Source organism: Staphylococcus massiliensis (genome assembly GCF_043186315.1).
Classification (GTDB): Bacteria; Bacillota; Bacilli; order Staphylococcales; family Staphylococcaceae; genus Staphylococcus; species Staphylococcus massiliensis.
In genome coordinates this window covers 1,505,112-1,528,060 of sequence record NZ_CP171119.1, presented here as the reverse complement: position 1 = coordinate 1,528,060, position 22,949 = coordinate 1,505,112, and the positions used below count along the sequence as shown (strand labels likewise).

18 protein-coding genes and 1 other RNA gene are annotated in these 22,949 nt (G+C 37.4%); 2 read left to right on the top strand and 17 right to left on the bottom strand.

Annotated elements, in window-relative coordinates:
• A complete protein-coding gene (locus ACF3N8_RS07415; RefSeq protein ID WP_392449795.1) occupies positions 1–1,140 on the bottom strand; it encodes a cysteine desulfurase family protein in 1,140 nt (379 codons plus the stop codon).
• A 477-nt stretch (positions 1,141–1,617) separates the two neighbouring features.
• Between ACF3N8_RS07415 and ACF3N8_RS07410 the strand changes: the two genes are divergently transcribed.
• On the top strand, positions 1,618–2,616 hold the full coding sequence (locus ACF3N8_RS07410; protein ID WP_009382645.1) for an LLM class flavin-dependent oxidoreductase: 999 nt from the start codon (positions 1,618–1,620) through the stop codon (positions 2,614–2,616).
• Between the two features lie 1,145 nt (positions 2,617–3,761).
• On the opposite strand, the gene ACF3N8_RS07405 is transcribed toward ACF3N8_RS07410, so the two are convergent.
• From ACF3N8_RS07405 to cymR, 3 genes are all read right to left on the bottom strand, one after another.
• Complete coding sequence (locus tag ACF3N8_RS07405) at positions 3,762–3,968, bottom strand: hypothetical protein (RefSeq protein ID WP_009382647.1); 207 nt, start codon at positions 3,966–3,968, stop codon at positions 3,762–3,764.
• A 37-nt stretch (positions 3,969–4,005) separates the two neighbouring features.
• The gene (locus ACF3N8_RS07400) at positions 4,006–4,197 is read right to left on the bottom strand and encodes a CsbD family protein (protein ID WP_009382649.1); all 192 of its coding nucleotides are present in this window, start codon (positions 4,195–4,197) and stop codon (positions 4,006–4,008) included.
• Positions 4,198–4,306: 109 nt separating this feature from the next.
• Positions 4,307–4,726, bottom strand: coding sequence for a cysteine metabolism transcriptional regulator CymR (gene cymR, locus ACF3N8_RS07395; protein ID WP_009382651.1), 420 nt, complete (start codon positions 4,724–4,726; stop codon positions 4,307–4,309).
• 91 nt (positions 4,727–4,817) lie between these two features.
• Here cymR and ACF3N8_RS07390 point away from each other — a divergent pair, with 91 nt between their 5' ends.
• The gene (locus ACF3N8_RS07390) at positions 4,818–6,089 is read left to right on the top strand and encodes a replication-associated recombination protein A (RefSeq protein WP_009382653.1); all 1,272 of its coding nucleotides are present in this window, start codon (positions 4,818–4,820) and stop codon (positions 6,087–6,089) included.
• Between the two features lie 239 nt (positions 6,090–6,328).
• Here ACF3N8_RS07390 and ACF3N8_RS07385 read toward each other — a convergent pair whose 3' ends face one another.
• The 13 genes from ACF3N8_RS07385 to queA all read right to left on the bottom strand — a co-directional run bounded on the left by ACF3N8_RS07385 (position 6,329) and on the right by queA (position 22,935).
• Entirely contained in the window at positions 6,329–7,102 is a 774-nt protein-coding gene (locus tag ACF3N8_RS07385; RefSeq protein ID WP_238093363.1) for a ThiF family adenylyltransferase, read from the bottom strand.
• Between the two features lie 74 nt (positions 7,103–7,176).
• A non-coding RNA gene (gene ssrS, locus ACF3N8_RS07380) (6S RNA) lies at positions 7,177–7,370 on the bottom strand.
• Between the two features lie 50 nt (positions 7,371–7,420).
• Entirely contained in the window at positions 7,421–9,187 is a 1,767-nt protein-coding gene (gene aspS / locus ACF3N8_RS07375; RefSeq protein WP_238100809.1) for an aspartate--tRNA ligase, read from the bottom strand.
• A gap of 12 nt (positions 9,188–9,199) precedes the next feature.
• Entirely contained in the window at positions 9,200–10,459 is a 1,260-nt protein-coding gene (gene hisS / locus ACF3N8_RS07370; protein ID WP_009382656.1) for a histidine--tRNA ligase, read from the bottom strand.
• 540 nt (positions 10,460–10,999) lie between these two features.
• Positions 11,000–11,875 carry an N-acetylmuramoyl-L-alanine amidase gene (locus ACF3N8_RS07365; RefSeq protein WP_392449794.1) on the bottom strand — a complete coding sequence of 292 codons (876 nt, stop codon included), beginning with the start codon at positions 11,873–11,875 and terminating at the stop codon, positions 11,000–11,002.
• Positions 11,872–12,324 carry a D-aminoacyl-tRNA deacylase gene (gene dtd / locus ACF3N8_RS07360; protein ID WP_009382658.1) on the bottom strand — a complete coding sequence of 151 codons (453 nt, stop codon included), beginning with the start codon at positions 12,322–12,324 and terminating at the stop codon, positions 11,872–11,874. Before dtd ends, ACF3N8_RS07365 begins: the two co-directional genes overlap by 4 nt.
• 13 nt (positions 12,325–12,337) lie before the next feature.
• Entirely contained in the window at positions 12,338–14,527 is a 2,190-nt protein-coding gene (locus ACF3N8_RS07355; RefSeq protein ID WP_238101942.1) for a bifunctional (p)ppGpp synthetase/guanosine-3',5'-bis(diphosphate) 3'-pyrophosphohydrolase, read from the bottom strand.
• A 407-nt stretch (positions 14,528–14,934) separates the two neighbouring features.
• Entirely contained in the window at positions 14,935–15,456 is a 522-nt protein-coding gene (locus ACF3N8_RS07350; RefSeq protein ID WP_009382661.1) for an adenine phosphoribosyltransferase, read from the bottom strand.
• 19 nt (positions 15,457–15,475) lie between these two features.
• Positions 15,476–17,749: a single-stranded-DNA-specific exonuclease RecJ gene (gene recJ, locus ACF3N8_RS07345; RefSeq protein ID WP_238093357.1), complete on the bottom strand. Its 2,274-nt coding sequence runs from the start codon at positions 17,747–17,749 to the stop codon at positions 15,476–15,478.
• Between the two features lie 155 nt (positions 17,750–17,904).
• Positions 17,905–20,184, bottom strand: a complete 2,280-nt coding sequence (gene secDF, locus ACF3N8_RS07340) for a protein translocase subunit SecDF (RefSeq protein ID WP_238101941.1) — start codon at positions 20,182–20,184, stop codon at positions 17,905–17,907.
• A gap of 287 nt (positions 20,185–20,471) precedes the next feature.
• Positions 20,472–20,735 carry a preprotein translocase subunit YajC gene (gene yajC, locus ACF3N8_RS07335; RefSeq protein ID WP_009382666.1) on the bottom strand — a complete coding sequence of 88 codons (264 nt, stop codon included), beginning with the start codon at positions 20,733–20,735 and terminating at the stop codon, positions 20,472–20,474.
• A gap of 15 nt (positions 20,736–20,750) precedes the next feature.
• The gene (gene tgt / locus ACF3N8_RS07330) at positions 20,751–21,890 is read right to left on the bottom strand and encodes a tRNA guanosine(34) transglycosylase Tgt (protein WP_392449793.1); all 1,140 of its coding nucleotides are present in this window, start codon (positions 21,888–21,890) and stop codon (positions 20,751–20,753) included.
• Between the two features lie 19 nt (positions 21,891–21,909).
• Entirely contained in the window at positions 21,910–22,935 is a 1,026-nt protein-coding gene (queA, locus tag ACF3N8_RS07325; protein WP_238093356.1) for a tRNA preQ1(34) S-adenosylmethionine ribosyltransferase-isomerase QueA, read from the bottom strand.
• Positions 22,936–22,949: the final 14 nt, after the last annotated feature.

Here is a 22,949-nt window from a genome sequence, read left to right as displayed (position 1 = left end):
CTAGTCCTCCTTAAATCTGTGATAAATCTTCTGTAATTCAGCCGCAATGGTCTTAACTTCTACTTCTGTAGTTTCTGAACCGAAACTAAATCGTACTGAACGATAAACACGGTCATCTTCACCATACATCGCGTTTAATACGTGAGACGGTTTTGTTGAACCAGCAGTACATGCTGAGCCTGATGACACATAAATATTCGCCATGTCGAGTAACGTTAGAAGCGTTTCAACGTCCATAAATGGCAAGTATAAATTAACGATATGACCCGTCGTATCAACCATAGAACCGTTCACTTCAAATGGAACTGCGCGTTCTTGAAGCTGTACGAGGAATGTTTCTTTTAAAGACATCAAATGAATATTGTGTTGATCGCGATTATCATCCGCTAATTTTAAAGCTTCTGCCATACCAACAATTTGAGCTAGATTCTCAGTACCAGCACGGCGCTTAGTTTCTTGTTCACCGCCAAGTTGACTAAATGTTAAATCCGTATCCTTCTTAACAAGTAAGACACCAACACCTTTAGGTCCGCCAAACTTATGAGCCGTAATACTTAAGGCATCTATCGCGAGTTCATTAAATTCTACTGGCATGTGACCGACAGCTTGAACAGCGTCAACATGAAGTTGGGCGTTCGAGTCTTGTAGGATCATTTCTATATCAAATATGGGTTGCACTGTACCGACTTCATTATTAACAAGCATAATTGACACAAGTGTCGTATCTTCACGTAACGCTTCACGTAGCTGGTCTAGATTAACGATACCTTCTTTCGTTACATCGAGATACGTTACCTCAAAGCCTTCCTTTTCAAGTGCTTCAAACACGTGCAAGACAGCATGATGTTCCATTTTAGTCGTAATGAGGTGCTTACCTTCTGAAGCACGCTTATAAGCCATGCCGCGAATCGCCGTATTGTTAGATTCCGTGGCACCACTTGTGAAGATCACCTGCTCAGGATTCGCATTTAAATGCTTTGCAACCGTGCGACGTGATTCGTCTAAGAACTTTCTCGCATCACGCCCGATACTATGAATCGATGAAGGATTGCCATAGTGATGCTTATAAATCTCTGTCATTTTATCGATGACTTCCGGTTTAACTGGCGTTGTTGCAGCGTAATCAGCATAAACTTGCATTTGAGAACTTCCCTTCTTTTAACGTTCAATACCACTTAATGGTGGCTTTTCACATAGATTCGTTGATAATCAATGTTCCTATGATAGCACTTATTTATCAAAACTTCTAGGTCTTAAACCTAACCGTAACGTTTTCTTCACACACCACTATTCTAAAGGTTGCAGATTGTCGGTGCAAACCCCTCCTTGAAAAGCCCTTTGAGCAATTGATTGTCGGTGCTGACTTCTCGTTGAAAAGCCCTTTGAATAATTGATATCGGTGCTAAACTCTCGATGAAAGGCCCTTTGAACATTTGATTGTAGGTGGCCCCCTTCGAATGCCTTTGAATATTTGATTATCGGTGCAACCCTTCCATTAAAAGGGTCTTTGAACATTTGATAATAGGTGCCCCCTTCAAAATGCTTTTGAGCAATTAGATTAAGAAGGTGTAAGGTAATTGATATAATTGATATACGATTAATGAGGGAGGAATTTAAATGGCTCAAGCTAAAAAATTGTCTGCATTAAACTTAGCGCCGATACGTGAAGGCCATAGTGATAAAGAAGCGATAGATGAACTTATTCGCTTAGCGCAACACGTAGAAGATTTAGGTTATCAGCGTTACTGGATTGCAGAACATCATAATATGCCTCACTTAGTGAGTACGGCGACATCGCTACTCATCCAACATACCCTTCATCATACGAAATCAATTCGCGTTGGTTCAGGTGGTATCATGTTACCTAACCATGCACCTTTAGTCGTTGCAGAACAGTTTGGTACGTTAGCTACGATTTTCGGCGACCGTATTGATTTAGGTTTAGGTCGCGCACCAGGTACGGATATGATGACGGCTAGTGCTCTACGTCGCGATCAACATGCAGGCGTTCATCAGTTCCCTGATGAGGTTGAATCGTTACGCATGTACTTCGGTCCGTCATCTCAACAACCACATGTTCGCGCTTATCCAGCACCTGAGAAAGAAGTGCCTTTATATATTCTTGGTTCATCTACAGATTCTGCTCATCTTGCTGCCCGAAAAGGCCTACCGTATGTATTCGCTGGTCATTTCGCGCCACAACAAATGAAAGAAGCAATGGATATTTACAAACGCTTATTCGAACCATCTGATGTACTTGACGAGCCTTATATGATGGTATGTTTAAACGCTATCGTAGCTGATACGGATGAAGAAGCTCAATATCTAGCTACTACACAAGCTCAAGTTATGATTAGTATCATTCGCGGTAAACTTCAACCCGTTCAACCACCTGTAGAAGACTTAGAAGCAATTCTAACGCCAAGAGAGTATGAACTTGCTAAAACACGTATGCAACAATCGTTAGTCGGTTCTAAAGAAACCGTTAAGAAACAGTTAGAAGCATTCGAAGAAACTTATGGTGAATTCGATGAGTTAATCGCAGTAAGCTATATATATGATGAAGACAAACAACATTACTCTTACAAACTGCTTAAGGAAGCTTTAGAATCATAATTTGTTGAATTAAATGAGGGTCAAAGAAGCCGTCGCTTCTTTGGTCCTTTTTTATGGATATTTAGCGGTATTGGGTGTTGTTCCTTTGATATTTCTGGTTATAATCGGGGCAAAGAAGCCATTGCTTCTTTGGGTCCATATGAGAGAGAATTATGTGCTGCTGGGGTTTACTGTAAATGCTAATTTAGAATGTACATAAGTGATAAGATAAGTATGTACAATTTTTAGAGGGGGGCTTGTTTTACACGTTCTCGAAGTCTTTTGAATTTGGAGGCCCTTGATTTACACGTTTTCGATTTCTTGTAAATTTGATGGCTCTAGGTTTACACGTTTTCAATTTCTTGTAAATTTGGAGGCCCTTGGTTTACTCGTTTTTGAAGTCTTGTAAATTTAGAGCCCTTTCATTTACACGTTTTCGATTTCTTGTAAATTTAGAGCCCTTTCATTTACACGTTTTCGATTTCTTGTAAATTTGAAGGCCCTTAATTTACACGTTTCTGATTTCTTGTAATTTTAAAGGGCCTTGGTTTACACGTTTCTGATTTCTTGTAAATTTAGAGCCCTTTCATTTACACGTTTTCGATTTCTTGTAAATGAAGAGCCCTTTCATTTACACGTTTTCGATTTCTTGTAAATGAAGGTATAAGCCCTCCGTTTATCACGTTTCAACTTTCTTGATAAACCAAAGCCTCCCGTTTATCACGTTCTACTTTTCTTGATAAACCAAGGGCCTTCATTTATCGCGTTTCAACTTTCTTGATAAACCAAGCCCCTCCGTTTATCACGTTCTAACTTTCTTGATAAACTAAGGCCTCCCGTTTATCACGTTTCAACTTTCTTGATAAACCAAGCCCCTCCGTTTATCACGTTCTACTTTTCTTGATAAACCAAGCCCCTCCGTTTATCACGTTCTAACTTTCTTGATAAACCAAGCCCCTCCGTTTATCACGTTCTAACTTTCTTGATAAACCAAGGGCCTCCGTTTATCACATAACAACTTTCTTGATAAACCCAGGGCCTCCGTTTATCACGTTACAATTTTCATGATAAACCACCAACAATTCCAAGCCAAATCCAACCCAAATCCAACCCTTTAACAGACTAAAAGCTACAACGCATGTACATCGTTGTAGCTTCGTAAATACTTATGATTTGTCGCCAGTGAATTTATCGATAGCGTCTTTAGCTTGATCCATGAAGTTGCCGCCGCTCTTTTCATTATTTTCATTATTATCGTTATTGTCGTTATCGTTGTTTTCGTTATTCTCACCATTTTTGTTTTGGTACTCTTGGTATTTGTTATAAGCGTCTTCCGCTGTATCTTTAATTTTATCGAATTGTTCTTTATTCATAGTTAATCAGCCTTTCGTTAAATTCTATAGTTGATAATTATTTGTCGCTTTTGAAGTTATCAATAACATCATGTGCTTTATCTTTCACATCGTTTACAACTTCTTTAGCTTTACCAGACGTTTTATCTTCTTTACCTTCATTCTCTAAATCTTTATTATTCGTCATATTACCGATCGTTTCTTTAACGTTACCTTTAGTTTGCTCGAACTGATTGTTTTCTTCAGACATCTCACATTCTCCTTTCAAGGTTTTACTTGTCAATAACCTTAAAAGAGAGTTGTTAAACATCAATTCACGCGCGCATTATATAAATTATTTGTAAAATATTTACATTATTTTAAATGTAAAACATATACCCTTCTAATGCGTCTTTTTCTTGATAGTTAGCGAGGTATTTCAAAGTAGTTTCATCTAAAACTTCTTTGACAGCATCACGCATACGTAGCCAAAGTTGTTGTTGCGCAGGTGGCTCTGATTCAATACCTTCAACAATTGTAATTGGACCTTCAAGTAAGCGTATAATATCACCAGCTGTAATTTCTTCTGCTGGCGTACGTAATTGGTAGCCACCCTTTGCGCCTCTAACACTTTTTATTAAACCTGCGTTACGCAGTGGGCCCACAAGTTGTTCTAAATATAAATCACTTAAGCCATTTTCTTCAGCGATCGTTTTTAAAGACACACAACCTGAGCCTTCTTTTTTGGCTAAAGAAATCATAAGTGTTAAGCCATAACGCCCTTTTGTAGAAATTTTCATATTTTACCCTCTCTTAATTCTTCTTAATACGATTCATTCACATTTTATCATTTTTTACGTTAAGATAATAGTTAGAAAGGTGTGACATAAAGTGACGAATGAACCATTAGCATCTAGAATGCGACCAGAAACGATAGACGATATTATTTCACAAGGCCATCTTGTGGGAAAGAAAGGTATCATCCGACGTATGGTTGAGACCAAACGTCTATCATCTATGATATTTTTCGGCCCGCCAGGTATCGGTAAGACGAGTATCGCTAAAGCCATTGCGGGTAGTTCCAAATTTAAATTTAGACAGTTAAATGCTGTTACCAATACTAAAAAAGACATGCAGATGGTTGTGGATGAGGCTAAAATGTCAGGCCAAGTTATCTTATTACTTGATGAGATTCATCGACTTGATAAAGCAAAGCAAGACTTCTTGCTACCTCACTTAGAAGACGGTAAAATCGTGCTCATCGGTGCGACAACTTCGAACCCTTACCACGCGATAAACCCAGCCATTCGTTCGCGTGCTCAAATATTCGAGCTTTATCCACTAGATGAGGATGACGTTCGTGTTGCACTCAATCGTGCTTTAGAGGATTCCGACAAGGGACTTAAAAATTATAACCCTAAAGTAGACGACGATGCGTTAACGTACTTTATGACAAGTAGCCAAGGTGACGTGCGTAGTGCTCTTAACGCACTCGAACTTTCCGTGTTATCAGCTGATACTGATGATGATGGCTGTCGACATGTAACGTTATCTGACGCGAAAGATTGTCTTCAGAAGAGTGCTATTGTTAGTGATAAGGATGGCGATCATCATTATGATGTGATGAGTGCTTTTCAAAAGTCCATTAGAGGTAGCGATGTTGACGCTGCGCTCCATTACCTAGGCCGCTTAATCGAGGCTGGCGATTTACCAACGATTGCGAGACGTTTACTCGTCATCAGTTACGAAGATGTAGGACTTGCTTCACCTGGTGCCGCACAACGTACACTCGCTGCGATAGAATCAGCAGAGCGTCTCGGCTTTCCAGAAGCGCGAATCCCGCTCAGTCAGGCGGTTATCGAACTTAGTCTGTCACCTAAATCAAATTCGGCGATTAAGTCAATCGATGCTGCTTTATCTGATATTAGAAAAGGCCTCATCGGCCAAATTCCAGATCACCTTAAAGACGGTCATTACAAAGGAGCGAAAGATTTAGGTCGTGCTATTGGCTACAAATATCCGCATAATTATGATAATGGCTTCGTGCCTCAACAATATTTACCAGACAAGTTAAAGCACCGTTCATATTATCAACCAAAAGACACATCTAAAAGTGAACATCAATTTAAGACAATTTATGATAATTTAAAAAATAAATCTTAAAACGATGCCATTTCCTAAAGACACATCAATGCCATAAACATTAGCTCAAATCTTTACCACAATCTTAAATTAAATCCATAACCACTAATCTATACCATTAACTAAGATCATTTCCTGTAACTTAAAACCTTACCACAACCTTAAATTCAACCCATAACCACAAATCCATACCATAAACTTAAAGACGTGAGACACGCTATTCACAATGTGCTCACGTCTATTTCTTTATCAATAATCGTTCAACCTTTTCCGTCTTTAACACGGCGTACTGGAATATCTTTTAAAATATCATTTACGACATAACTTGCACAAATTAATCCTACTGTACTTGGTACGAATGCATTTGAAGACGGTGGCATTTGGGCTTTTCGGGTAGGCGCATTCTTATCACCCACAACTTCGTTGACGTCCTCACGAATAACGATCGGACTCTCATCAGAGAATACAACTTTAACACCCTTCTTAATACCATCCTTCTTGAGTTTCTGACGGATAATCTTTGCCATAGGATCGGTATGTGTCTTAGAAATATCAGCAATTTCAAAGCGGGTTGGATCAGTCTTGTTCGCAGCACCCATGCTTGAAATCATCTTGATATCACGACGGATACATTCTTTCATTAAGTGCACTTTATACATAATCGTGTCACTAGCGTCCACAATATAATCGATATCAAAATCTTGGAAGAAGTCCTCATACGTCTCTTCAGTATAAAACATATGAAGTGAAGTCACTTTACATTCTGGATTAATTAATTTAATTCGCTCTTCCATAAGGTTAACTTTACTTTGACCGATTGTCGTAGTTAACGCATGAATTTGGCGATTGACGTTTGTGATATCTACATCATCTTTATCTATTAATATGATATGGCCGATATTTGTTCTCGCGAGCGCTTCAGCAGCAAAAGAACCCACACCGCCTACACCAAGTATCGCAACTGTTTGTTCCTTTAGCTTATCGAGGCCTTCGCTACCATAGGCCAACTCATTTCTTGAAAATTGGTGTTTCATTGAACAGACTCCTTTAACACGTTTCAGTTTATAGCCTAAAAAAATACGCAAGACAATAAATGCCTTGCGTACCGATAGAATCCATAGTGCCGTAGTTTTATAAGTGCTTGATCATTTTGGCCTGCTAAATACAGGTGGGTGCCCTGTTTCTTAGTTTGCAAGTCCTCCTATAGAGGCGTTTGCGCCGTAAGAAAACCTATTGGGCTCCCTGATCAGAGAGTGTTAGGTCAAAATACATAAAGCGAACTTACGAACACTTCAGACGGCTATCTTATACTTATATAATACCATAATTTTACGTATTGGCAAGTTTAACGTTTATTGTTTAATGCGAAGTGATAACTCATCTAATTGACGTTCTGAAACTTCACCAGGTGCATCTGTTAATAAGCAAGATGCTGACGCTGTTTTAGGGAATGCGATTGTGTCACGTAAGTTAGAACGACCTGATAATAACATCACTAAACGGTCTAAACCTAAAGCGATACCGCCATGTGGTGGTGCACCGTATTTAAATGCTTCTAGTAAGAATCCGAATTGTTTTTGTGCTTCCTCTTCTGAAAAGCCTAATGCTTTAAACATTTGTGATTGGATATCACCATCATGAATTCTGATAGAACCGCCACCTAGCTCATAACCATTTAATACAACGTCATAGGCTTTTGCTTGAGCGTCCTCAGGATTTGAAGATAGTTTATCTAAGTCTTCATCTTTTGGCGCTGTGAATGGATGGTGCGCAGCTACATAACGATGTTCTTCATCGTCATATTCAAATAATGGCCAATCCGTTACCCATAAGAAGTTTAATTGTTCTGGGTCGTAAAGTTCACGTTCTTTCGCAAGTTTCGTACGTAGCGCACCTAAACTTTGAGCTACTACATCTTTTTGGTCAGCAACAAAGAGTACTAAGTCTCCTGATTTCGCGTTTGTTAAAGCTTGAAGCTTTTCAACGTGGGGGTCCTCAAAGAAACGTGCAATCGGTCCACTTAAGCCATCATCTACTACTTTGACCCATGCTAAACCTTTAGCGCCATAAATGTTAACGAACTCTGTTAACGCATCGATATCTTTACGCGTGTAATCTTTCGCAGCATCTTCGACTACGATAGCTTTAACTTGGCCGCCGCTTTCAACAGCACCTTTGAATACTTTAAAGTCCATAATTTCACCAAGCTCTGACACATCTTGAAGTTCCATACCAAAGCGTGTATCAGGTTTATCTGAACCATAGCGTGCCATTGCTTCATCATATGTCATACGTGGGAATGGTGTCGTAATGTCTTTACCTTTCACGTCTTTAACAACTTGTTGCAGCATCTCTTCACCCATTTGAATCACGTCTTCTTGATCAACGAAGCTCATTTCGATATCGACTTGCGTAAATTCAGGTTGACGGTCAGCACGTAAGTCTTCGTCACGGAAACATTTTACGATTTGATAATAGCGATCAAGACCACTAATCATTAACAATTGTTTAAATAACTGCGGTGATTGAGGTAATGCGTAAAACTCACCGTCATGTACACGAGATGGTACTAAATAGTCACGTGCACCTTCTGGTGTTGATTTCGTAAGAATTGGCGTTTCAACGTCGAAGAATCCATTGTCATCTAAATAATTACGGAAAGAGCGCGTAATCTGTGAACGCATCTTCATTGTGTTCGCTAAACCTTCACGACGTAAATCTAAATAACGATATTTTAGACGAAGGTTTTCATCTACATTTAAATTGTCTTCATTAATCGCAAATGGTGGTGTTTGAGATTTATTGATAACTTTAATTGAAGAAACTCGTACTTCTACGTTACCTGTTTTAATTTTAGGGTTGATTGTTTCAGGGTCACGCTTTTTAACGATACCTTGAACTTCAACAACGTATTCTGAACGAATCGTTTCCGCAATTTCTAATGCCTCTTTTGAAAAGTCAGGGTTAAATACTGTCTGTACATAACCTTCACGGTCACGTAAGTCAATGAAGATTAAACCACCTAAGTCACGACGGTTATGCACCCAACCTTTTAAAGTTACTTCTTTATCTAATAGTGATTCTGTAACTAAACCACAATATGTTGTACGTTTTGACATTAATAACACTCCTTATTTTAAATGCGATACGAGCTCTGAAAGTTTAATAGATTGTTGCTCGCCTGTTTCCATAGTCTTAAGGTTAACTTCATCGTTATCAAGCTCTTGATCACCTAGTACAATTGTATAAGTAGCGTTTAAGCGATCCGCTTGTTTCATTTGGCCTTTTAACTTACGAGAAAGATAATCTTTATCTGCTTTAATATTATTTTTGCGACATGCGTCTAATAGTTTTACTGCATAAGTATCAGCACGTTCACCCATCGTCGCGATGAATAAGTCAAATTCATCATCTACAGGTAGTTCAATACCTTCTTCTTCAAGCGCAAGTAGTAAACGCTCGATACTTAACGCGAAACCAATACCTGTTTCCTTAGGTCCGTCAAGTAGCTCGAGTAGACCATTATAACGACCGCCACCACATAACGTTGTAATAGCACCGTCATAAGCTTCGTTATCCATCATGAGTTCGAATGCTGTGTGCGTATAATAATCTAATCCTCGAACTAAATTCGGATCTTCTTCATAAGGGATTTCAAGCACATCGAGTAATTCCTTAACCTTTTGGTAATACGCTTTTGAATAATCATTTAAGTAATCTGTAATCTTTGGTGCGTTTTGAACAGCTTCATGATTACGGTCTACTTTACAATCCAAGATACGCATTGGGTTAGAATCAATACGATTTTGACAATCGCTACAAAATTCGTGAATCACTGGCTTAAAGTGAGCTTGTAAAGCTTCGTAATACTCTTTACGAGATTCCATATCACCAATACTATTGATAACAAGCTTAAGTTTCTTTAAACCAAATGCTTGGTAAACATGCATCACTAGAGATAACACTTCAGCATCAATACTTGGATTCTCAGCACCAATAGCTTCAACACCGAATTGCGTAAACTGACGGTAACGCCCTTTTTGTTTACGTTCATAACGAAACATTGGCCCATTGTAATATAATTTGATTGGTTGATTAGGTTCACCTTGCATTTTATTTTCGATAAAGCTACGAACAACTGCAGCTGTACCTTCAGGACGAAGTGTTAAACTTCTGTCACCTTTATCTTTGAATGTATACATTTCCTTTTGCACAACATCAGTAGAATCACCAACACCGCGTGCGAACAATTCTGTACTTTCAAAAATCGGTGTACGAATTTCTTTATAATTGTAATATGTCATGAGTTCATCTAATTTATTTTCGATGTAACGCCATTTCTTTGTTTCTGTAGGCAAGATATCTTGAGTACCTCTAGGGATACGTATCATATCGGTCATCTCCTTAATGTGATTATAAGTAAGTGCGATTATTCATCTCTTAGTAGTTAAAGTATTTAATTCACCCTAATTTCCTTAACAGCATGCTTTCCTGAGGCGTGGCCGGAGCCTGTAGTCTCCGGACGCACGCTACTCCCCTAGGAGTCAGCTGTTAGGAAATTAGATAATTAAAGTTGTCATTTAGCAAAAACGTTTAAAAACTAAGAATTTTAAACTTCGAGTTTGAGTTTCATGCAATAAAAAAAGCCCCTTACATAGTACTTAACTATGTAAGGGACGAAATTTCCGTGTTGCCACCCTAATTAGTAATCAAATGATTACTCACTCGTAACGTGTAACGTACGTTGAACGGCCTTACTTTTTAATAAGACACCTCTTCTTGTGTTCCATAAATTAAATAGGAATTTGCGTTATCTTTCAGCCACGGATGAACGTCTCTTTAGCTATCACTATTTAACATGCAAGAATATTAACGGTTCATGTCTGTAATTAATTACAATCATAACTGCTTTTTGAATAAGTTGCAAGTACCTATTCCATAAAGTAATATTTTAAGCCATCTACAACTGCATGTTCAACAACGTGACGGTGTAATTTATCATTAATCATTTCTTCATCGGTAGGATTACTAATATAGCCAAGCTCAAGTAAAACAGCTGGTGTTTCTGTTTGTCTTAATACTTGGAAGTTTTGTTGACGCGCACCACGGTTACTTAGAACTGCTTTTTTCTGAATCGATTGGTTCAGAGTTTCAGCAAGAATTTCTTGTTGTTCATGGTACCAATATACAGTCGCGCCGTTAGCTTTAGGTGACTTAAGTGCGTCATTATGTATACTTAAGTACGCATCACCGTCAACTTTACGTTCCTCAAGGCTTACAAACTTATCCTCTTCACGCGTAAGCTCTACTTTAGCGCCTTCTTTTTCAAGTAGTTTCTTAAGTTCTTGTGCTGTTTTAAGTGTGATTGTCTTTTCTAAACTATGTGCTTTCGTACTACTTGCTGCACCTTGGTCACCACCACCATGACCTGGATCTAAGACAATGGTTTTACCTTTCAAAGGATGTTCATTCGGATTAACGTCTTCTTTAATACCTAAATCCGTATGCCAACCTGCTATCCAACCTTTACGTTTATCATCACCAGATTTAACTTCAACCCATTTACCTTTTTTACCTATAATTTCATAGGCTTCGCCTTTTTTAATTTGATAAAGCTCTGGGTATTGTGCGCCAGGACCTGATCTAATTTCAGCATCTTCTTTTAAAGAAAGTCGGTCATCATTTTTAAGATGATAAAACCCTAAGATCGCTAACAGTATTAAACCGAGTAAAAACGCTAAAGCGAGAAGTAAAACAGGTACTGGTTTTAATCTTTTTTTCTTAAACCATGCGAGTAGTTTTTTCATTTTACTTTGCCATCCTGACTTTCAAATATGATTGTTACTGGACCATCATTGACGATATCAACAGTCATATCTTGCCCAAACGCACCTGTTTGAACAGGGATATCATATTGACTTAGAGATTCATTAAAATATTCATATAACGAATTAGCCTCTTCTGGCGACATTGCGTTCATAAAGCTAGGGCGATTGCCCTTATGTACATCTGCATACAACGTGAATTGCGAAATCGAAAGAATTTCACCCGACACGGCTTGTATGTTCAGATTCATTTTACCATTTTCATCTTCAAAAAGTCTGGTATTGGCTATCTTTCTTGCGAGCACCTCAGCATCCTCTTTTGTTGAATCCTTGCCAACACCAACTAGTAAACAGAAACCTTTTTGAATAGCATGTTCTTCTTTATCAAAAGAAACTTTAGCAGACTTTACTCTTTGTAAGACAATTCTCATGTAAGGTGCACTCCTAATTCCATACTCGTGTCACGGTGTAAACATCGCCAAGTTGTTTGATTCTATCTACGACTTTATAAACTTCATTCACATTTTTAACCATTATACTTAAGTTAATAACGGCATTTTTATCGATATCAGATTTACCTGAAACTTTAACTAAATTGCTTGTTGTACTATTCACTGCTTGTAAAACTTCATTTAAAAGACCATTACGATCATAAGCGTTAACCTCAAGATCAACTTGGTAACGCTGTGTTTCATCTTTAGATTTCACCCATTCAACCGCAATTAAACGATCCTTTTCATTACGAATATTCGGGCAATCACTTCGATGAACTTTGATACCATGACCTTTCGTGATATAACCTAGAATATCATCTCCAGGTATTGGATTACAACATTTAGACAGCTTAATTAAAACATTTTCAAGCCCTTCAACATAGACACCAGTGTCCGTTGTAATACTATCCTTAATCGGTATTGATTTACTCACTTCTTGAACGTCATTTAGCATCTTTTGCTTATCGATAATACGTTGCTTTTCAGAAAGTTTATTCACAACTTGTAACGACGTGATACCACCGAAACCGACAGCAGCATATAAGTCATCCTCATTCGAGAAGTTGTATTTCGCATTAACAATTTCGATGTTGGCTTCCGTTAGAATATCTTCAACACGATAACCTTGTTCTTTAATTTCCGCTTCAACCATAAATTTACCTTTTTCAATGTTTGATGAGCGGTCTTGCTTTTTGAAAAAGCTACGTATTTTACTCTTCGCACTTGAAGACTTCACAATCTTTAACCAGTCGCGGCTCGGACCGTAAGAATGTTTACTCGTACGAATTTCAACAATGTCACCAGTTTTCAAGACATAATCAATCGGCACGATCTTACCATTCACTTTAGCACCTATCATTTTATTACCAACTTCACTATGAATATTATAAGCAAAGTCTATAGGTACTGCGCCGTAAGGTAACTCTATGACGTCACTCTCAGGCGTAAACGCGTAAACTTTATCACTTTGAAGATCGAATTTAAGTGACTCAATAAATTCTTCTGCATCAGACGTCGTGTTATCCGTTTCAGCGATTTCTTTAAGCCAGCTTAATTTTTTTTGATAATCATCGTCTTCTTTCGTGATTTGCTTACCTTCTTTGTAAGCCCAATGTGCTGCAACACCATGTTCCGCAATTTCGTGCATTTCAAATGTACGAATTTGAATTTCAAGTGGGTCGCCATTAGGACCTACTACCGTTGTGTGTAAAGATTGATACATATTCTGTTTCGGCATCGCGATATAATCTTTGAAACGCCCCGGCATGGGTTTCCATAACGTGTGCACTAAGCCTAATACCGCGTAACAATCTTTAATAGAATTCACGATAACGCGTACTGCTAAGAGATCAAATATTTGTTCAAACTGCTTCTTCTGCTTCATCATTTTGCGATAGATACTATAAATATGCTTAGGACGTCCACTAATGTCTCCTGAAATCGACATAACATCCATTTCTTGGCGAATGTTTTTAATCGCATTTTGTATATAATCTTCACGCTCACTACGCTTTTTTTTCATCAGATTGACGATTCTAAAATATTGCACGTTATCAATGTAACGTAACGCAATATCTTCAAGCTCCCACTTAATCGTGTTAATACCTAAACGATGAGCGAGTGGCGCATATATTTCTAAAGTTTCCTTAGAAATACGCACTTGCTTTTCACGGGGCATTGCTTTTAAAGTACGCATATTATGTAAGCGGTCAGCAAGCTTAACTAAGATAACGCGAACGTCTTTCGCAATGGCGATAAACAATTTACGATGGTTCTCAGCTTGTTGCTCCTCTTTAGAGCGATATTTTACTTTCTTAAGTTTAGTAACACCGTCCACAATTCTAGCGATTTCTTCATTGAAGATACCTTTCACATCATCAAACGTATAAGATGTATCTTCAATTACGTCGTGTAAAAACCCTGCTACAATTGTAGGACCATCTAAGCGCATCTCAGTTAATATACCCGCTACTTGGATTGGATGCATAATAAATGGTAATCCGTTCTTACGGAACTGCCCTTCATGTGCCTCATATGCAATATGATAGCTCTTTAGAACATATTCATAATCTTCCTTACTTAAATATGTTTTAGCTGTATACAATACTTCATCAGCACTGTATGGATATTCATTATTCAAAAGGACACCCCCTACGAAAAGTTAATTTCTTCTATTTTACTATAAGTTTATACAGATTTAAATGTTCATGTTTCAATAGTTCTATAATCGAAAATGAATTAAATATATTTTACTTATAGATTTTATCCAATCTGATTTCTTGTTTTGAGTACATTATATAATAATTTCTTTTATTATTGAATTGTTTTTGGAATCTTATCGGTTTGATTACTCAAATATGTAAAAAAAGAGGTCTAAGACATAATAACCAATTCCCTTAAACAGCATGCTTTCCTGGGGCGTGGCCGGAGCCTGTAGTCTCCGGACTCACGCTACTCCCCTAGGAGTCAGCTGTTACGGGAAATGTACAAATAAAGCAATTATGCTCTATTGTTTAAATAATGTCCCAGCCTCAGTTAAATTATTTGTTATTCTTCTTCGTATGAGATTAAGCACATTGTGTCATAGTCCTTAATCTTCTCCATACCGTTTAAGTATTTTAATTCTATAATGAATGCGATACCCGCAACAATACCACCTTGTTCTTCAACTAAGTGAATGGCCGCTTCAATCGTACCGCCAGTAGCAAGTAAGTCATCAGTTATAAGTACACGTTGACCTGGTTTAATCGCATCTCTATGCATTGTTAACGTATTCGTACCATATTCAAGATTATATTCATATGAGATAACTTCTCTTGGAAGTTTACCTTCTTTACGAACAGGTGCGAATCCAATACCCATTGCGTAGGCAACTGGACAACCAATAATAAAACCACGTGCTTCTGGTCCAACTACAATATCTACTTCTTTTTCTTTCGCATACTTAACGATTTGATCTGTCGCATAACCGTACGCCTCACCGTTATCCATAATTGTAGTGATATCCTTAAAGTTGACGCCCTCTTTAGGCCAATTCGGTACTTCTGAAACATATTGTTTTAAATCCATGTTTGTGCCTCCCTAAAACTTATGCCAATTCATTTAATATCCATTTTTTTAATGAATCAAAATCCTGATAGAGTAAGTGTTTCTCAACCATTATGCGTTGTTCCCTTTTTTGATAAATCTTACTCGATTGAATGTCCTTTTTCTCATTTAACGGAACGATTTCAATTATACCATTTTCCTCTTTAATAAACTGTAATTCGAGAAATACTTTTAATATAAATTTCAATTCATTTGGTTTAATTCTTAAATACTCACATAGCATCATGCCTTGATCTTCTAAGTTCACACGCTTCTTCGCATAAATAGCTTTATAACAATTTTTAAAGCTAGACATATGTGGCATACCATCAAAGTAAATGGATTGATGATGCTTTAAAATCAAATAGATTTGAGATACATTGTTTAATTTAAGCGTTGCCTTAAAGTCATCAAGCGTATTCGGTAAATCTCTAAACACGCATTTGTCATACTGCTTATCAATCGCTTCACCATAGTAGTAATAGTTGTCACCAAGTTTGTCTTCGGAATCGTTAATGAAAAATGCGAGTTCATCTTCAATTTGTTTGAGCTGGTTTACTTTATTTTTACTACGATAATCGAGAACTTGAATATGATCACTTTTTAAATCTTCTAAGATGACTTGAGGATTTTTATTACCATTCCATTCGTTAACTTGTAGTTTACCTATAAAGCTTAGTGACTCATCTGTCATCATTTCTTGCGACAGTTGACCTTGGTTCCAAAATAGTGCTTGAATAGAACGTTCACCTAGCGTTAACTTAAGATGACGCTTTTCTTGTCCGATTGCTTTTGAATCACGAATGCGAATATTATTAATACGTATAAGTGGTGCATTAAAATCTGTTCCGAATGGACGTAAACGTTCGATATCTTGAATATTTTCCACTGTGATATCTGATTCTTCTAACTCTATATCAACGGTTTTCTTTGGTGATAAATCATATTGCTGACTGAGCTTTTGAACATAGGCGTCTAATGCCGCTTCAAGTTCATCAATGTTCTCAATCGGTAATGTCATGCCGGCAGCCATGTGGTGACCACCAAACTTAGAAATTAACGATTGATTCTCTGATAAGCAATCAAACATGGATACTTGTTCAATACTTCTAGCTGAACCTTTCGCGTGGTTTTGGTCAATATCTATATTTAATATGAGCGTAGGTAAGTTATACATTTCAACGATGCGTGAGGCTACAATTCCGAGTACGCCCTCATGCCAACCTTCTTGGGCTAACAGAATAAACTTTCTGCCTGACTGAACCTTTTCTTCAGCAATAACAGAAGCCTCATCATAAATAGACTGGACGACATCTTTACGTTCAACATTATAGGCATCCACTTGTTCTGCTAGAAAACTTGCTTCTTCGATATCTTCAGTCATAAGTAATTCAAGCGCTAAACTCGCATCATCTAATCGACCTACAGCATTTAAACGTGGTCCTATAATAAAACCAATCGTTTCCTCGTTGATATCATCCTTATAATTCGCTTGATTTAATAGCGCTTCAATAGCTACAGGGCAATGTTGATTCAGTACTTCAAGCCCCTTTTGCACAATGGCACGGTTTTCATCGGTTAATGATACGAGGTCCGCAATCGTACCTATTGCTGCTAAAGCTAAGAAGGACTGAGGTGGATGATCAATGAGTGCTTGAGCAACCTTATAAGCAACACCAGCTCCACATAGATACTTGAATGGATAATTAAATGATTCATGCATTGGGTGCACAATAGCAAAAGCATTTGGCAATGTCTCACCGATTTCATGGTGATCTGTAACGATTACATCTACACCTAATTCTTGAATCATGTCAATTTCATCGTGACCTTGAATCCCGTTATCGACCGTTATGATTAAGTTTACGCCTTCTTCATAAGCCTGCATAAAGGCATCTTTATTAGGTCCATATCCTTCAGTAAAACGGTTTGGTATGTAATAACCCACTTCAGCACCTAAAGAACTTAAAGTTTTAACCATAATCGTTGTTGAAGTGACACCGTCAGCATCATAGTCACCATAGACGAGTATCTTTTCATCGGACTCTATCGCTTCGTTAATGCGTTCGACAGCCTTGTCCATATCACTCATTAGAGTTGGCGCGTGGTCTATATCTTTAGATTTGAACAAAGCATTAATCGAATCAGCATCCGTAATATGTTTGCTTTCAAGTACTTTCTTAACGATTGGTGTTAAGTTTAATGACGTACTCACTTCATCAGGTATTTGATTGTCCGTAAATTTTGTATCCCAAACAAACTTAGATTTAATCATAATCAATTCCTCATTTCCACAAGTCATTATATCGAACTATTCACCAAATCAAAAGTAAGTACTTTAAATTAGCACGACAAACTAGATATTTAAAGTCCTTTTCAAGAAAAAAGGAGCTAAGACATTAACATGTCTTAACTCCTAAATTGCATCTATTAAACGAGAATTTTCTCTTCGTTTGATCGTTTTTCTTCGTGTACGACAAGTTTATGATTATCTGTCTTCTTAAGTTGACGTTTTTTCATGATACCCCATAATGGAACGGCAATGAAGATAGATGAGAAGACACCTGAGATTAAGCCAATTAATAACGCTAATGCGAAATTAAAGATACTTGAAGCACCAAAGATTAATAATGTTATAACTACGATTACTACAGTGAGAACTGTACTAATTGAACGTGTCATCGTTTGTCTAATTGAGCTGTTAACGATATCGTCGATTTGTTTTTCCTTCGTAATGACTTTAACTTTACGTAAGTTTTCACGAACCCTGTCGAACGTTACAATCGTATCGTTAATTGAATAACCAATAATCGTAAGTACAGCTGCAATGAATGTAATATCAACTTCTAATCTGAATAAACTAAATACAGCTATAATCATGAACGCATCGTGAAGTAAAGAAATGATGGATGCGATACCCATACGCCATTCGAATCGTAATGAGATGTAGATAATCATACCGATTGATGCGTAAAGTAACGCCATGAGTGCGTTTTTAGCAAGTTCTTGACCAATTACTGGTGATACCTTACTTACTGTTGGCGTTGCATCATATTCTTTTTTCATCTTAGATTTAATCTTAGCTTCTTCGTCTTTCGTTAAATCTTTCTTAAATTGCATTTTAACGTTGGTCTTTTCACCATCAGACACTGAAAGCTGATCAGGTTTAAGATCAAGATCTTTCATTTGCTTCTCAATCTTATCTTGTTTGATTGCTTTGTCAGATTGCATGCTGACTTGAGTACCACTTGTAAAATCAATGCCTAAATTTAACTTGAAGATAAATAAGATAATAGCACCGATTAAAATCACGATACCACTAAGCGCAAATAATGGTTTAGCAAGTTTCATAAAGTTAATTTTATCGTAAGGTGTTTTTAAATCATGGATGTCATATCCTTCAACAATATCATGTTGTGACTTCTTGTTGACACCAAACAGGCCTGGCTTTTTCTTGAAGAAGTTTGAATAAACAAGTAGTGACATTAGAATACGTGTTAAAAGCACCGCTGTTATGAAACTCATCAGAATCGCTAATAATAACATTGTAGCGAAACCTTTAACTGAACTTTCACCGAATACGAAAAGTACGCCTGCTGCAAGTACTGTTGTTAAGTTGGCATCGATAATCGTAATAAAGGAGCTCTTATTCGCACGTTTATAAGCTTGTTTTAATGTCCTACCGATTCGTAATTCATCTTTGATACGTTCGTACATGATGATGTTCGCATCTACTGCCATACCAACACCAAGTACTAACGCTGCAATACCTGGTAATGTAAGTACACCAGAGATAAAGTTAAATGCGACTAATGTTAAGTATACATATGTTGTTAACGTGATAATCGCGATTAAGCCTGGTAGGCGATAGAAGAACAACATAAATAAGAAGATAAGTCCGATACCAATTAATGACGCGAATACTGTCTTTTTAAGTGCATCTTGACCGAACTGAGCACCAACTGATGTAGAGTAAATTTCATCTAATTTAACTGGAAGTGAACCTGCATTAAGTAAGTCAGCAATACGTTTAGCTTTCTTAACGCCTTCTTCACCGTTAAAGCCACCTGAAATTTCTACATTTTCTGAGTTAATTGGTTTGTCTACAGAAGCTGCAGATACGTATTTAGGATCTTTCTTATCTTTTTCTTTCTGATAAGTATCTCCTTTTTCATGGTCTAGCCAAACGACCATCACATTTTCTTCTTTTTTAGAAATCTTCTCTGTAACTTGTCTAAATTTGTCACTATCTTTTAATTTAAACGTTACAGCGGGTTGATTCGTGTTCTGTTTAAACTCTTGTTTCGCAGAGCCTTCAACCAAGTCATTACCATTTAATAATACCTTATCATCAGCATCACGAATGGTTAAATTAGCTTGAGATGACAAGATATCCCTTGCTTCGTTTTGGTTTTTAACACCGGCAAGTTGAACACGAATACGGTTCGGTTTTTCAACTTGAATCTTAGGTTCAGAAACACCGAGTTGGTTGACACGGTTTTCTAAGGTCTTAGCTGTCGACTGAACAGCAGTATCGTCTACTTTATCACCTTTTGACAAAGGCTTAACTTGATAAAGTACCTCAAATCCACCTTGTAAGTCCAAACCAAGACTTACATTTTTTACTACATTCTTATATGTAAACGCCATACCTGCAAAGAGTAACGTTACAATCAATAAAAATGCAATAATTCTACTACTCTTTTTCACATGAACACCTCATTATTAACTTATGGGACTAGCATACTCGAAAGTATGAGCACTGTGCAAATAATACAAAAAATACATTGATTTTCTCCTTCAATACATCTTTTCTATTATCTCTTTAAGATGAGCTTTTATTGATGAGAAAATGACTCTTTGCATCACATCATTTTACCACAAATTACTTAATATAAAAATCTATTTCAAGAATAAAAAAGTACTAGGACAAAATCTTAAAAAACAATTCATACATCGCCAAATAAGATTTGCCCTAGCACTTATAAACATCTTAATTAAGATGGATCAACTTGTTTGATCGCACCTTTTTCAAAAGTCATTTCAGTACCTTGTCCGTTAATTGAAATAACTGCAGTTGTTTCGTCCACTGCGCGTACTGTACCTTTAATACCGCCAATTGTTGTAACACGTTGACCTTTTTCTAATTGACTCACCATTTCACGGTGTTCTTTTTGACGTTTTTGTTGAGGTCTGATCATAAAGAAATACATCACAACAAAAAGCAGTAAAAAAGGAATAATAGAAATTAAACTACCCATTTATGATACTCCATTCTAAAAGTTTTTTGGGTTCTCTTTATTGAGCCCATATTGTTCAAAGAATTCTTCTTTGAAATCAAGCAAACGATCATCTCTAATAGCTTGTCTGATATTCTCCATTAATTTTAGCAGAAAATGTAGATTATGATAAGTAGTTAATCGTATACCAAACGTTTCTTCAGCTTTAATTAAATGGCGAATGTAAGCTCTAGAGTAATTACGACATGTATAACAATCACAGTTTTCATCAAGCGGTCTTAAATCATCTTGGAATTTCGCATTCTTAATAACCAAGCGACCATTTGATGTCATACATGTACCATTTCGAGCAATACGCGTTGGTAACACGCAATCATACATATCCATACCTCGTATACTACACTCAATTAGCGCATCAGGTGACCCAACACCCATTAAATAACGCGGTTTATCATGAGACATGTACTTCACAGTATGTTCTACCATATCATACATCACTGGTTTTGGCTCACCAACTGATAAGCCACCAATTGCGTATCCTGGGAAATCTAACGCCACAAGTTCTTTAGCACTTTGTTCACGTAAATCCTTATATTCGCCACCTTGAATAATGCCAAATAACGCTTGGTCTTCAGGACGTTTATGCGCTTTTAAACAACGTTCTGCCCAGCGCGTAGTGCGCTCTATTGATTTCTTAACGTACTCATACTCAGCAGGCATTGGTGGGCACTCATCAAAAGCCATCATAATGTCTGAACCTAAATCATTTTGAATTTCCATTGATTTTTCAGGACTTAAGAATAACTTAGAGCCATTCGCATGGTGTCTGAAATGAACACCTTCTTCTTTAATTTCGCGAAGGTTACTTAAACTAAATACTTGGAAGCCACCTGAATCCGTTAAGATCGGCTTGTCCCAATTCATAAACTTGTGTAAGCCACCCGCTTTTTTAATGATATCATTACCAGGTTGTAACCATAGATGGTACGTATTACCTAGGATGATTTTCGCTTCCATATTTGTAAGATCTTCAGGGCTCATCGTTTTAACCGTTGCTTTTGTTCCAACCGGCATAAACATTGGTGTTTCAAAAGACCCGTGCGGTGTATGTACGATACCGAGTCGTGCACCTGATTGCTTACAAGTTTTAATATGTTCATACGTTACTGCAGGCATATGAACCTTCCTTTCATTATTAAATAATTATCATCGCATCTCCAAAACTAAAGAATCGATATTTAGATTCTACCGCTTCCTGATATGCATTCAACACGTATTGCTTTGTTGAAAATGCAGAAACAAGCATGACGAGTGTCGATTTAGGTAAATGGAAATTCGTAATCAGGCCATCAATCGCCTTAAACTCATAGCCAGGATAAATAAATATATCCGTCCACCCACTTGAGGATACAAACGTGTCATGTTTAGCGCGTATTGTTTCAAGAGTACGCGTAGAAGTCGTACCTACTGAAATAATACGACCGCCGCGTGCTTTAGTTTTGTTTAATAAAGCGGCTGTCTCTTCAGACATTTGATAGAACTCACTATGCATCGTGTGGTCATCAATGTTATCTACGCTCACAGGTCTAAAGGTACCTAAGCCAACATGTAACGTAACATAAGCAAGGTCAACACCTTTAGCTTTTATTGCTTCAAGTAAAGGCGTCGTGAAATGAAGTCCTGCTGTAGGGGCTGCCGCAGACCCTACTTCTTTAGCGTATACCGTTTGATAACGCTCACGTTCATCTAAACGCTCTTTAATATAAGGTGGTAATGGCATTTCACCAAGTTCATCTAGACGTTCTTGTAAGATGCCTTCATATGATAGACGCATGATACGTCCACCTTGAGCTTGTTCTTCAATGCATTCTGCAATAATTTTCCCTTCACCAAAAGAAACCTTCTGACCTACCTTAATACGTTTCGCAGGTTTAATTAGTACTTCCCAATCATCACCTTCAATTTGCGTAAGCATTAACATTTCAATTTTAGCCAAAGTATCTTCTTTTAAACCAAAAAGACGCGCCGGCATCACGCGTGTATCATTTAATACAAGCGTGTCACCAGCTTTTAAAAAGGAAATGATATCTTTAAAAGTGTGATGCGATACGTCACCGGTATGTCGGTTTAAATGCAAGAGTCTACTTTCATCACGATTTTTAAGCGGCGTTTGTGCAATCAGTGATTCAGGTAAATCATAATTAAATTCTTCTATATTCACTTCATTCCCTCTTT

What these genes read in the sequence shown, in the direction of transcription:
- cymR (WP_009382651.1), bottom strand. Translation starts at nt 4,726, where the DNA reads ATGAAAATTTCTACAAAAGGGCGTTATGGCTTAACACTTATGATTTCT.
- yajC (WP_009382666.1), bottom strand. Translation starts at nt 20,735, where the DNA reads ATGGGTAGTTTAATTTCTATTATTCCTTTTTTACTGCTTTTTGTTGTG.
- recJ (WP_238093357.1), bottom strand. Translation starts at nt 17,749, where the DNA reads ATGATTAAATCTAAGTTTGTTTGGGATACAAAATTTACGGACAATCAA.
- ACF3N8_RS07350 (WP_009382661.1), bottom strand. Translation starts at nt 15,456, where the DNA reads ATGGATTTAAAACAATATGTTTCAGAAGTACCGAATTGGCCTAAAGAG.
- hisS (WP_009382656.1), bottom strand. Translation starts at nt 10,459, where the DNA reads ATGATACGTATCCCTAGAGGTACTCAAGATATCTTGCCTACAGAAACA.
- ACF3N8_RS07400 (WP_009382649.1), bottom strand. Translation starts at nt 4,197, where the DNA reads ATGTCTGAAGAAAACAATCAGTTCGAGCAAACTAAAGGTAACGTTAAA.
- ACF3N8_RS07405 (WP_009382647.1), bottom strand. Translation starts at nt 3,968, where the DNA reads ATGAATAAAGAACAATTCGATAAAATTAAAGATACAGCGGAAGACGCT.
- ACF3N8_RS07365 (WP_392449794.1), bottom strand. Translation starts at nt 11,875, where the DNA reads ATGAAAAAACTACTCGCATGGTTTAAGAAAAAAAGATTAAAACCAGTA.
- tgt (WP_392449793.1), bottom strand. Translation starts at nt 21,890, where the DNA reads ATGCCTGCAGTAACGTATGAACATATTAAAACTTGTAAGCAATCAGGT.
- ACF3N8_RS07415 (WP_392449795.1), bottom strand. Translation starts at nt 1,140, where the DNA reads ATGCAAGTTTATGCTGATTACGCTGCAACAACGCCAGTTAAACCGGAA.
- dtd (WP_009382658.1), bottom strand. Translation starts at nt 12,324, where the DNA reads ATGAGAATTGTCTTACAAAGAGTAAAGTCTGCTAAAGTTTCTTTTGAT.
- aspS (WP_238100809.1), bottom strand. Translation starts at nt 9,187, where the DNA reads ATGTCAAAACGTACAACATATTGTGGTTTAGTTACAGAATCACTATTA.
- ACF3N8_RS07410 (WP_009382645.1), top strand. Translation starts at nt 1,618, where the DNA reads ATGGCTCAAGCTAAAAAATTGTCTGCATTAAACTTAGCGCCGATACGT.
- ACF3N8_RS07385 (WP_238093363.1), bottom strand. Translation starts at nt 7,102, where the DNA reads ATGAAACACCAATTTTCAAGAAATGAGTTGGCCTATGGTAGCGAAGGC.